Source organism: Pseudomonas synxantha (assembly GCF_900105675.1).
In the GTDB taxonomy this organism is placed as follows: Bacteria; Pseudomonadota; Gammaproteobacteria; order Pseudomonadales; family Pseudomonadaceae; genus Aquipseudomonas; species Aquipseudomonas synxantha.
Genome location: NZ_LT629786.1, coordinates 5,854,603 through 5,866,290, shown reverse-complemented (window position 1 = coordinate 5,866,290; position 11,688 = coordinate 5,854,603). Strand labels below are relative to the sequence as shown.

The window sequence follows — 11,688 nt, the reverse complement described above, 5'->3', positions numbered from 1 at the left end:
GGACGGATACGTGAGCGAAACAGCCTTGCCTAAAGATGAAGCTCAGCCCGCGCTCGATGCGCCGGTCGAGACACCGGTCAGCGCGCCACGCCGTGGCAATGGCCTAGCCATTGTCGCCTTGCTGCTGGGCGCTGCGGGCGTAGCCGCCGGCGGCTGGGGGATCTGGCAGGTCCGCGCCCTGCAAGCCAGCAGCCAGCATCAGCTGGGCCAGGTGCAGGCCCTGGATGACCAATCCCAGAGCCTCAAGCAAAGCCAGCAACAGTTGGCCGCTCGCCTGGCGCAGTTGCCGGGCGCGGATGAGCTTGAAGAGCGCCGCCGCCTGGTTGCCCAACTGCAGGGTGATCAGCAGCGCCTGAATCAGCGTCTGGAAACCGTATTGGGCGCCAGCCGCAAGGACTGGCGGCTGGCCGAAGCCGAGCACCTGATCCGTCTGGCCAGCTTGCGCTTGTCCGCCTTACAAGACATCAACAGCGCTCAGTCGCTGGTCCAGGGCGCCGACGAAATTCTTCGCGAGCAGAGCGACCCAGGCGCTTTCGCCGCGCGCGAGCAACTGGCCAAGAGCCTGGCCGCGCTGCGTAGCACCGAGCAACCGGATCGTACCGGCCTTTACCTGCAGCTGGCGGCCTTGCGTGACCAGGTCGTGCAGTTGGCGGCGATTGCGCCGGAGTATCAACTCACCGAGCCTTCCTCCCAAGGGCGTCCTACCAGCGATACGGAGAACTGGTTGAGCCAGTGGTGGGAGCAGGTTTCCCGTTACTTCCGCATCGACTTCAACCCGGATGACAACATCCGCCCATTGTTGGCGGGCCAAGGCTTGAACCAAGTGCGACTGGCCCTGAGCCTGGCGCTGGAGCAAGCACAATGGGCCGCACTGAATGGCGAATCGGCGGTGTACAGCCGCTCGCTGGGTGAAGCGCGTAGCGTGTTGCAAGACAACTTCAACCAGGACAACCCGCAGAGCAAGGCGATGCTGGCGCGTATCGCTGAACTCGAACCCAAGGCCGTTTCGGTGGTGACGCCAGACCTGGCGGCGAGCCTGGCCGCAGTGCAGGCGTACCTCGAACGTCGTCATCAGTCTGCCGATGATGCCAAGGCCTCGGCTGGCCAACCGGCGACCCAGGAGTAGAGCTGATGAAGCGTTTCTATGTGATCCTGGTGCTGGCGATTGCGGTCGCACTGGCGCTGGGTGTGGGCATTTCGAAACACACCGGCTACGTGCTGATTACCTATCCCCATTTGCTGCATTACGAATCGAGCCTGTGGGCTACCTTGGTGGCGGTATTTGCCATCGGCCTGGCGATCTACCTGGTGCGCGTGTTGTTGAGCCTAGTCACCACATCCAGTGGCGTGGTCAATCCCTGGTCGCGGCGCAACCGCAGCCGCCGTGTGCAGATTGCTATCGAGCAAGGCCAGATGGACCTTGCCGAGGGCCGCTGGGCCAGCGCCGAACGGCATTTGCACCGCGCCGCGGAAGCAGAGCGCCAGCCGTTGTTGTATTACATCGGCGCCGCCCGTGCGGCCAATGAGCAGGGCCGTTATGAGGAGTCCGATGGCTTGCTCGAGCGCGCCCTGGAGCGCCAGCCCCAGGCCGAACTGGCGGTTGCACTGAGCCATGCGCAATTGCAGATGGACCGAGGCGATACTGAAGGCGCCCTGGTTACCTTGCAGGCGATGCACGAGCGTCATCCGCATAACGCGCAGGTGCTACGACAGTTGCAACGCCTGCATCAGCAGCGTGGCGATTGGTCGTCGGTGATTCGCCTGTTGCCTGAACTGCGCAAGGACAAAGTGTTGCCTGCGGGTGAGCTGGCCGAGCTGGAGCGTCGCGCCTGGGGCGAGAACCTCAGCCTGGCTGCCCAGCGTGAAGAGCAAGGTGAAGCGGGCTTGCAGTCCCTCGAACGGGCCTGGGAGCAATTGACTTCGGCCCAGCGCCAGCAGCCACAGCTGGTGCTGGCGTATGCCGACCAGCTACGTCGACTTGGCGCGGATGCCAAGGCCGAGGAGGTACTGCGTGGTACGCTCAAGCGCGGCTATGACAGCCACTTGATCCGGCTGTATGGCCTGCTGCGCGGCAGTGATCCTGCACGTCAATTGAAGTTTGCCGAAGGCTGGCTCAAGGATCATCCTGGCGATGCCAGTTTGCTGTTGACGCTGGGCCGCCTCTGCCTGCAAAACAGTCTGTGGGGCAAGGCACGGGACTATCTGGAAAGCAGCCTGCAAGTGCAGCGTAATCCTGAAGCCTGCGCCGAGCTGGCCCGCCTGCTGGCCCAGTTGGGCGACACCGAGCGCAGCAACCAATTGTTTCAGGAAGGCCTGGGGTTGCTGGACAATCGTCTGCTGTCCTCGCCGCTGCCAGTCCCTGTGCGAGTTTGAAGTAGGAAAGGGTGAACAGATTGGCTCCGACCTATCTGACACCCGGTCCGCCAAGCCCCCGTAAACACTTGGCTTAAGCGGTGTTGTTACTAATTCCTACTTGTTGTAATTGGATTTCCTCCGGGCTCTGGCGGGATGTCCTTACGTTTTCGCGGAATAGTCTGCTCTAGGGCGTATTGAAAGGGGTCGGGCCTTTACTCTACCGTAGCGTCCTATCTCTTGCAGTGCGGATAAACAATGTCTTTGGCCCCTTTACGCTCTTTGTTTTTCCTGGCGTTCATGGCAGGTGCGCTGACGTTGGGCGCGTCCTTTTATCTGGAATATGGCGCGCTGCTACAGCCTTGTTTTTTATGCCAGGTACAACGCCTGTTGCTTGCCACGTTTACGTTGATCAACCTGGTCGCTGCTCTTTATAACCCTGGGCGCTTGGGCGTTTGCCTGTATGGGCTGGCGAGCATGGGATGTGCGCTGCTTGGCGCCATTACCGCGGGGCGCCAAGTGCTATTGCAGAGTATGCCGCCAGGCCAGGTCCGGGATTGCTGGCCCAACCTGCAATCCATGATTGAGAGCCTGTCGTTCTGGCAGGCCATGCGCGCAGTGTTCAACGGCACTGTCGATTGCGTCGAAATCACCTGGACGCTATTTGAACTGAGCCTTCCCGAGTGGAGCCTGTTGTTCTTCGTAACCATGCTGATCCTGGGCTCCATGCAATTTTCAAGGTTGTTATTTTGTAGGCATTTGCGCCCTGCAGGGCCATGAAAACCCAACGCAGGTTGTAGGAGTGGATTAAACACTTGTATGAACTTTCTCTCCTGCGTACCTTGAAGCCACAGTCGTGCGGGCATAATCTGGCCCGCACGCGTTATCCAAACCGTTTGTCAGACGCGGCCTTGTCCGGCTGCTGCTTTATCCTCGAAGTGTTGCGCAGGTACATAGCAGCAGCACCCCTATAGGGAAGAGAGATCATCATGCTGGAAAGTTGTCAGAATGCTCAGGAACGCTGGGGTGGGGTGCACAAGCTGATCGACAGCTGGTTGAAGGCACGCCACGAACTGGTTCGGGCCTTTGATGCTCTCGGTGCCAAGCCCGAAGCATTGGGTGCGAATCGCGAGCCATTGCAGGATTTCTGTGGAGTACTGGTGGATTACGTATCGGCAGGCCATTTCGGCGTCTACGAGCAACTGACCAAAGAGGCGGAAGCCTTCGACGACCAGCGTGGCCTCGACCTGGCAGAGACTATTTACCCGCGCATCGATGTGATCACGGAAAAACTGCTGGCGTTTACTGACCTGTGTGATGCAGGTAAATGTGTAGCGGAAAAATTCAAAGAATTGGGTGCGCTGCTGCATGAGCGTTTCGAATTGGAGGACTGCCTGATCGAAGTGCTGCACAACGCTCACAAGGAAGAGGCGGCCACCCAGGTCTGAACCTTGCCGACGATATAAAAAACGGTGCGCACGTCGCACCGTTTTTTTATGGGTCAGTGGCGAATGCCGAGCAGTTCAATCTCAAACACCAAAGGAGTAAAGGGTGGGATCAACTCACCCGCCCCATCTGCGCCATAGGCCTGGGGTGAAGGAATTACCAGGCGCCATTTCGCACCCACCGGCATCTGTTGCAACGCACTGCTCCAACCGCTGATTACGCTGTCCAGGCGAAACCATTGCGGCTGCGTACTTTTGTCGAAGACAGTTCCGTCGGGTAGTCGCCCCACGTATTTCACCTGCACCTCATCGCTGGCCAGCGGTTTATTGCCTGTGCCAGGCGCCAGCTCGGTGAGCAGGATCCCGTCTGCCAATTCGCGCACGCCAGTGACGGCTTTTTCCTGAGTCAGAAATTGTTGTTCGGCGGCGAGCGCTTTTTCGCTTTGAGGGATTTGGGCGTCGGCGGCGTTCTGTGCTTCGTGCTGGGCGAGTATCTGTTCGATACGAACGTTGTCCAGCGCAAGCGGCTTGCCTTGGTAGGCCTGCCTGAGGCCGTCCACCAGTGCCTGAATCTGTAGGTCAGGGACTTCCTGGCGCAACCGTTCGCCGAGGCTTGCGCCGAGACTATAGGCAAGATCATGCGGATCCGAGGCAGTGGTTTTTGACGACGGTTGGTCGCTCGCATCGGCTACGCAGATCACTAAGCCAAGCACTAGAAAAAGGTAACGCGACATGGACAGTCTCCCGGCTTAAGTGCGACGGATTATGCCAGTGTGAGAGAGTAAAAAGTGGCGCGGTTTTTCGTTATATCGATAAGAATTTTCGTACGGTGCAACGCAAGGCAAACGATACTGTCAACATGCCCTAGCGGCGGTAAGAGCAGAGGGCTAGTATGAGCCGCACCCACGTCAGCCAGGAGGTAAACCATGTCGGCCAAACAGAAGCCTGTAAATACCCCGTTGCACTTGCTCCAACAACTTTCGGGCAGCCTGCTCGAACATCTCGAAAGCGCATGTTCCCAGGCGTTGGCCGATGCAGAAAAACTGCTCGCCAAACTGGAAAAACAACGCGGTAAAGCCCAAGAAAAACTGCACAAGTCCCGCACCAAACTGCAAGACGCCGCTACAGCCGGCAAGTCCAAGGCGCAAGCCAAAGCCAAGGACGCCGTTAAAGAACTTGAGGACCTGCTGGATGCCCTCAAGGATCGTCAAGCTGAGACCCGCAGCTACATTTCCCAACTCAAGAAAGACGCTCAGGAAAGCCTGAAGCTGGCCCAGGGCATTGGTCGTGTGAAGGAAGCCGTAGGGAAAGCGCTGGGTGCTCGTACCCCTGCAAAAGTTGCAGCCAAGCCGGTTGCGAAAACTGCTGCTGCGAAACCAGCCGCCAAGCCAGCTGCCAAAACCGCTGCTGCGAAACCAGCCGCCAAGCCAGCTGCCAGAACCGCTGCTGCGAAACCAGCCGCCAAGCCAGCTGCCAGAACCGCTGCTGCGAAACCAGCTGCCAAGCCAGCGGCTAAAACCGCTGCTGCGAAACCAGCCGCCAAGCCAGCGGCTAAAACCGCTGCTGCGAAACCGGCCGCCAAGCCAGCGGCTAAAACCGCTGCTGCGAAACCGGTCGCCAAGCCAGCGGCTAAAACCGCTGCTGCGAAACCGGTCGCCAAGCCAGCTGCCAAAACTGCTGCTGCGAAACCAGTCGCCAAGCCAGCGGCTAAAACTGCTGCTGCGAAACCAGCCGCCAAGCCAGCGGCTAAAACCGCTGCTGCGAAACCAGCCGCCAAGCCAGCGGCTAAAACCGCTGCTGCGAAACCAGCCGCCAAGCCAGCTGCTAAAACTGCTGCTGCGAAACCAGTCGCCAAGCCAGTTGCTAAACCTACTGCCGCGAAACCAGCCGCCAAGCCAGCTGCGAAACCTGCTGCCGCGAAACCAGCCGCCAAACCCGCGGCTGCAAAACCAGCACCCGCCAAGCCAGCCACTCCAGTAGCACCTGCTGCCACTGCGACCGCTTCAACCGCTCCAACCGCATCGACCGGCAGCACCCCTGCATCGATAGCGCCAAGCACCACCCAAACCAACGCTTCTTAAGTGTTGGCGACTACGACGCGCAGCCGCTGCAGCGCGTCGTGGTCAAGGTTGGCGGCTTCGGTCGCCAGGCCTTCAAGCCATCCGTACTGACCCACCCCCTCATTGATAGGCCATGCCTGCGCCAGCGTTTCCAAGCGCATCAGCAATGCTCGCTCGGCTTCCATTTCTAGAGTCTTGACCCGCTCCCGTAGCGATGCCAGTTGCGTATCCTGCTGCGCCATGGTTCGCCATTGCACACGCACTTGTCGCAACGGTTCGACCACCTGTTTCCGCCAGGGGCGAGCTAGCTGCTGCAATGCCTGCACGCGTTCGAACGTATACGCCACCCCTCGTTGTTCCAGCCACGCACCACACAGCAACAGGCACACATCCGCTCCTTGCTCCTGCAAGCGCAGGCAAGCAGCCTCTACACCCGGGCGGGCGTAGGTCGAGAGGGCAAAGCTCCACAGGTCAGTGCACATATTCACACCCAAGCCAGCGGCCAACGAAGCTGGTAGACTCCGCCGCCATTATGATCCGACTTCAAAGCCTAACATTACAGCGTGGCCCGCAACGTCTTCTTGAAGACGCCGAGCTGACCCTGCACGCCGGTCACAAAGCCGGCCTGATCGGTGCCAACGGCGCCGGCAAATCCACGTTGTTCGCCTTGTTGCTGGGTGAGCTGACCCCGGACTCCGGGGACTGCCTGCTGCCGGCCGACTGGCGCATCGCCCATATGCGCCAGGAGATCGACACCCTGGACCGCATCGCGATCGACTACGTGCTCGATGGCGACCTGCGCCTGCGCCAGGTGCAACACGACCTCGCCGAAGCCGAAAAAACCCAGGACGGTGCCGCCCAGGCCCGCCTGCACGCCGAGCTGGACAGTGCCGACGGCTATACCGCCGACGCCCGTGCCCGCAAGATGCTTGCCGGCCTGGGTTTTACCAACGAACAGATGGACCGCCCGGTCGCCGACTTCTCCGGTGGCTGGCGCATGCGCCTCAATCTGGCCCAAGCGCTGATGTGTCCTTCGGACCTGCTGCTGCTCGACGAACCGACCAACCACTTGGACCTTGATGCGATCCTGTGGCTGGAAGACTTCCTCAAGAACTATCAGGGTACGTTGCTGCTGATTTCCCACGACCGGGATTTCCTCGATGCCGTGGTCGATAACATCGCCCACGTCGAACAGAAGAAGATCACCCTTTATCGTGGCGGCTATACCGCGTTCGAACGCGCCCGCGCCGAGCGCCTGGCCCAGCAGCAACAGGCCTATGAGAAGCAACAGGCTCAACGTGCGCACATGGAAAGCTACATCGCCCGGTTCAAGGCCCAAGCCACCAAGGCCCGCCAGGCCCAGAGCCGGATCAAGGCTCTGGAGCGCATGGAAGAGCTGTCGGCGGCCCACGTCGATTCGCCGTTCGACTTTGTATTTCGCGAATCGGTGAAGATCTCCAGCCCGTTGCTGGACCTCTCCGATGCCCGCCTGGGTTATGGCGACAAAACCATCCTGGAGAAGGTCAAGCTGCAGCTCACGCCAGGCGCTCGTATCGGTTTGCTGGGCCCCAACGGCGCGGGCAAGTCGACGCTGATCAAGAATCTCTCGGGCGAACTTGAGCCGCTGGCAGGTCGCCTGACCCGTGGCGAGAACACGGTGGTGGGTTACTTCGCCCAGCACCAACTGGACTCGCTCGATTCCAAGGCCAGCCCGCTGCTGCACCTGCAACGCCTGGCACCGACCGAGCGCGAGCAGACCTTGCGTGATTTCCTCGGTGGTTTTGACTTCCGTGGTGCGCGCATTGATGAGCCCGTGCTGAATTTCTCCGGAGGCGAAAAAGCCCGGCTGGCTCTGGCCCTGATCGCTTGGGACCGCCCGAACCTGCTGCTGCTCGACGAACCGACCAACCACCTGGACCTGGAAATGCGCCTGGCGCTGACCATGGCCCTGCAGGAATTCAGCGGTGCGGTATTGGTGGTCTCCCACGATCGCCATCTGCTCAAGAGCACCACCGATAACTTCCTGCTGGTGGCTGACGGTAAGGTCGAAGAGTTCGACGGCGACCTGGACGACTATGCGCGCTGGCTGACCGACTACCGCCTGCGTAATGCGCCGGCCAGTAACACGCCGGTCAATCCAGACAAGACCGACAAGAAAGCCCAGCGCCAGGCTGCCGCCGCATTGCGCCAGCAGTTGGCCCCGCACAAGCGTGAAGCCGACAAGCTGGAAGCCGAGCTGGGCAAGGTGCACGAGCGCCTGGCCAGGATCGAAGCCAGCCTGGGCGACAGCGCCGTGTACGAGGCCGCGCGCAAGGATGAACTGCGCGACCTGCTGGCCGAACAGGCCAAGCTCAAGGTGCGCGAAGGGCAGTTGGAGGAAACCTGGATGGAGGCCCTCGAGTTGCTCGAAACCCTGCAAGCGGAGCTGGAGGCGCTGTCCTGATGGAAGCGTTGCAACTGCCGTTGCCGGCGCAATGGGTCGAGCCCGTATGGATCGGCGTGCAAATCCTGCTGATCCTGCTGGCCGGCTACCTGGCCCAGCGCTTTGTCGCCAAGGGCCTGACCCGCCTGGGTGAGCGCTACCCGCTGCCGCCGCAGTTACTGATGCCCCTGCGTGGCGGCCTGCGCTGGCTGATCATGGGCAGTGCGCTGATCTTTGTGCTGGGCCGCCTGGGTGTGTCCGCCACTGTCTTATGGACGGCGCTGTCGGGGTTTGTCGCGGTGGCGGCAGTGGCGTTCTTCGCCATGTGGTCGGTGCTGTCCAACCTGTTGTGCGCGATCCTGATCTTTACGGTCGGGCCGTTCCGTCTCGGTGACATCGTCGAACTGGTGGACACCGTCGACAAACCCGGCGTGAAGGGGCGGGTGGTGGCGATCAACCTGCTCTACACCACGTTGATCGAAGTCGAGGAAGCCGGCACCAGCAGCGCGATGGTGCAGGTGCCCAACAGTTTGTTCTTCCAGCGTTCGGTGCGACGTTGGCCAGGGACACATATGTTTCCAGGCGATCGTTAGCGTTTCATCTAACAAAATTCTATAGCCAGCCCTCGCTCGGTGGAGTTAGCTTAAGGCACAACCGCTAACTCCCTTCTGAGGTGCGCAATGGCTCTCGACACATGGCTGGCCTTCTTCCTGGCCAGTTGGATCATTTCCCTATCCCCCGGCGCCGGTGCCATCGCCTCGATGTCCAGCGGCCTGCAATACGGTTTCGTGCGTGGCTACTGGAACGCCATCGGCCTGCAGATTGGCCTGGCGATGCAAATTGCCGTGGTGGCGGGCGGCTTGGGCGCCATTCTGGCGGCGTCGTCTACCGCGTTCTATGCGATCAAATGGTTTGGTGTGGCCTACCTGGTGTACCTGGCCATCAAGCAATGGCGTGCCTTGCCCATGGACATGACCGATGACGCCGCCGTGCGCCCTATCGGCAAGCCGATGGCGATGATGTTCCGGGGGTTCCTGGTCAACGCCAGCAATCCCAAGGCCCTGGTGTTCATGCTGGCTGTGCTGCCGCAGTTCGTGAACCCGCAGTCGCCGTTGTTGATCCAGTACCTGATCCTCGGTGCGACCATGATCAGCGTCGATATGATCGTGATGGCGGGGTACACGGGGTTGGCGTCTAAAGTCTTGCGCCTGTTGCGTACACCTAAACAACAGAAACGCGTAAACCGCACCTTTGCAGGTTTGTTCGTAGGTGCGGCGGGCTTCCTCGCCAGCCTGCACCGCGCTACGGCATAACTGAAGAAACCAAATCAAAATGTGGGAGGGGGCTTGCTCCCGATGGCGGTGTATCAGCTTAGAAATTTTTGGCTGACACACTGCTATCGGTAGCAAGCCCCTCCCACATTGGTTTTGTGGTGATATGAAATAACACCTTGAGTCGAATCCATTAAAGCTCAACAATAGTGTTACTTCGTATTTCCACTTGAGATCCATTCATGACTGCCCCTTTCCGCTTTCTCGCCTGGCTGCTGTTGCCGGCGATGATGTCGTGCAGCTTTAATCTCTTGGCCGCAACCGCCGAGGGCGCGCCACAAGCCCTGCATTTGCTGGACTACATTGGCGCCGACTACCCACCGACGGTAGAAGCGGGCAAGGTGGTGGACGACTCGGAATACCGCGAGCAGGTAGAGTTTCTCGGGGTATTGCAGGGCTTGGTAGCCGATTTGCCGGATAAGCCCGAGCGGGCCGAGCTGGTAACCGGCGTTGATGAACTGTTGGCAGCGGTCACCGCCCGCCAGGACGGCGCAGGCGTGGCCCGTCAGGCCCGTCAGTTGGGCGCCAAGCTGGCGGTGGCCTATGAAGTCAGCCAGGCCCCGGCCATCACGCCCGACCCTACACGCGGCGCGCCGCTGTACGCTCAGCACTGTTCGGTCTGCCACGGTACGGCCGGTGCCGGTGATGGCCCGGCGGGCGTGGGCCTCACGCCGCCACCCGCGAACCTGCGCGATGCTGCACGCCTGGATCGCTTGAGCCTGTATGCGATCTACAACACCCTCGGCCTGGGTGTCGAAGGCACCGATATGCCGTCGTTCGCTGATCAACTGGACGACCGCCAGCGCTGGGACCTGGCTACCTACATCGCTGGTTTCACCGCCGACCCGGCTGCCGCCAAAAGCGCGCAGGCGTTCAACTTGGCCGACCTGGCGCGCCAGACCCCCAATGAAGTGCTCGCCGCCAATGGTCCTGCCGCCGCCGCGGCTTTCCGCGCCCAGCGTGCGCAGCCGCCGCAGGTCCAGCGTGGCCCCGCGCAGTTGCTCGACTACACCGCCACCACCCTGGACAAGAGCCTTGCCGCCTTCCGCAACGGTGACCACGAGCAGGCCTACGACCTGTCGGTCGCCGCTTACCTCGAAGGTTTCGAACTGGTGGAAAGCTCCCTGGATAACGTCGATGCCAATGTGCGCAAAGACACTGAGAAGGCCCTGATGGCCTATCGGCAATCATTGCAGGACGGTTTGCCTATCGAGCAGGTGCAGCAACGCCTGGACGCGGCCAAGGGCAAGCTTACCGAGTCCGCCGGCTTGCTGGGCGGCGATGGCTTGAGCTGGTCGTTGAGCTACATTTCCGGCTTGTTGATCCTGCTGCGCGAAGGTCTGGAAGCGATCCTGGTGTTGGCGGCGATCCTGGCCTTCCTGCGCAATACCGGCCAGCAATCGGCGGTACGTAGTGTCAACGTCGGCTGGGGCCTGGCGCTGTTGGCTGGCTTGGCCACCTGGGCCTTGGCGGCGTATGTGATTGACGTCAGCGGTGCCCAGCGCGAACTGCTCGAAGGCTGCACGGCGTTGTTTGCCAGCGTGATGGTGTTGTGGCTCGGCGTATGGATGCACGATCGGCGTCATGCGGCGGCCTGGCAGGACTACATCAAGAGCAGCCTGGTGGGCGGCGGTGGGCGTTTCGGTTTTGCGGTACTGGCGTTCTTCTCGGTGTACCGCGAGCTGTTCGAGGTGATCCTGTTCTACGAAACCCTGTGGCTGCAAGCCGGCCCGGCCGGGCATAACGCGGTATTGGCGGGTGGGGCCACGGCGCTGGTGCTGCTGGTGGGCCTGGCCTGGGTGATCCTGCGCGGTTCGGCGAAGCTGCCGTTGGCGCTGTTCTTCGGTATCAACGCGGCGCTGCTGTGCGCGCTGTCGGTGGTGTTCGCCGGGCACGGTGTCAAGGCCTTGCAGGAGGCGGGCATCTTCGGCACGCGGCCGGTGGCGTTCTTTGACTTCGACTGGCTGGGCATCCATGCCGATGCGTATTCGTTGGGTGCGCAGGCCGTGGCGATCCTGGCGATTGTGGTGCTGTATGGCCGTAGCCGGCTGACCGAGAAGCGCCGGGCGGCGGCGTAG

11 protein-coding genes are annotated in these 11,688 nt (G+C 61.1%); 9 read left to right on the top strand and 2 right to left on the bottom strand.

Annotation, left to right across the window (positions count from 1 at the left end):
• Positions 1 to 10: 10 nt before the first annotated feature.
• The 4 genes from BLU48_RS32425 (at position 11) to BLU48_RS27180 (ending at position 3,800) form a co-directional block, all read left to right on the top strand.
• The gene (locus BLU48_RS32425; protein WP_057022733.1) at positions 11 to 1,126 is read left to right on the top strand and encodes a uroporphyrinogen-III C-methyltransferase; all 1,116 of its coding nucleotides are present in this window, start codon (positions 11 to 13) and stop codon (positions 1,124 to 1,126) included.
• A 5-nt stretch (positions 1,127 to 1,131) separates the two neighbouring features.
• Entirely contained in the window at positions 1,132 to 2,373 is a 1,242-nt protein-coding gene (locus BLU48_RS27190; RefSeq protein WP_057022734.1) for a heme biosynthesis protein HemY, read from the top strand.
• Between the two features lie 237 nt (positions 2,374 to 2,610).
• Entirely contained in the window at positions 2,611 to 3,132 is a 522-nt protein-coding gene (locus tag BLU48_RS27185) for a disulfide bond formation protein B (RefSeq protein WP_057022735.1), read from the top strand.
• 209 nt (positions 3,133 to 3,341) lie between these two features.
• Entirely contained in the window at positions 3,342 to 3,800 is a 459-nt protein-coding gene (locus tag BLU48_RS27180) for an Rsd/AlgQ family anti-sigma factor (protein ID WP_057022736.1), read from the top strand.
• A gap of 53 nt (positions 3,801 to 3,853) precedes the next feature.
• Here the strand turns inward: BLU48_RS27180 and BLU48_RS27175 are convergent, their stop codons facing one another.
• Positions 3,854 to 4,531 carry an FKBP-type peptidyl-prolyl cis-trans isomerase gene (locus BLU48_RS27175; protein ID WP_057022737.1) on the bottom strand — a complete coding sequence of 226 codons (678 nt, stop codon included), beginning with the start codon at positions 4,529 to 4,531 and terminating at the stop codon, positions 3,854 to 3,856.
• A 192-nt stretch (positions 4,532 to 4,723) separates the two neighbouring features.
• Here BLU48_RS27175 and BLU48_RS27170 point away from each other — a divergent pair, with 192 nt between their 5' ends.
• Positions 4,724 to 5,878, top strand: coding sequence for an AlgP family protein (locus BLU48_RS27170; RefSeq protein ID WP_082636641.1), 1,155 nt, complete (start codon positions 4,724 to 4,726; stop codon positions 5,876 to 5,878).
• Here the strand turns inward: BLU48_RS27170 and BLU48_RS27165 are convergent.
• The gene (locus BLU48_RS27165; RefSeq protein WP_057022739.1) at positions 5,875 to 6,339 is read right to left on the bottom strand and encodes a TIGR02444 family protein; all 465 of its coding nucleotides are present in this window, start codon (positions 6,337 to 6,339) and stop codon (positions 5,875 to 5,877) included. The genes BLU48_RS27170 and BLU48_RS27165 overlap by 4 nt on opposite strands.
• A gap of 50 nt (positions 6,340 to 6,389) precedes the next feature.
• Here BLU48_RS27165 and BLU48_RS27160 point away from each other — a divergent pair, with 50 nt between their 5' ends.
• The 4 genes from BLU48_RS27160 (at position 6,390) to BLU48_RS27145 (ending at position 11,688) form a co-directional block, all read left to right on the top strand.
• Complete coding sequence (locus tag BLU48_RS27160) at positions 6,390 to 8,300, top strand: ATP-binding cassette domain-containing protein (RefSeq protein WP_057022740.1); 1,911 nt, start codon at positions 6,390 to 6,392, stop codon at positions 8,298 to 8,300.
• Positions 8,300 to 8,872 carry a mechanosensitive ion channel family protein gene (locus BLU48_RS27155; RefSeq protein WP_057011386.1) on the top strand — a complete coding sequence of 191 codons (573 nt, stop codon included), beginning with the start codon at positions 8,300 to 8,302 and terminating at the stop codon, positions 8,870 to 8,872. The genes BLU48_RS27160 and BLU48_RS27155 overlap by 1 nt, the downstream gene beginning before the upstream one ends.
• Positions 8,873 to 8,959: 87 nt before the next feature.
• Positions 8,960 to 9,592: a LysE family transporter gene (locus tag BLU48_RS27150; protein ID WP_057022741.1), complete on the top strand. Its 633-nt coding sequence runs from the start codon at positions 8,960 to 8,962 to the stop codon at positions 9,590 to 9,592.
• Between the two features lie 200 nt (positions 9,593 to 9,792).
• On the top strand, positions 9,793 to 11,688 hold the full coding sequence (locus tag BLU48_RS27145) for an FTR1 family protein (protein WP_057022742.1): 1,896 nt from the start codon (positions 9,793 to 9,795) through the stop codon (positions 11,686 to 11,688).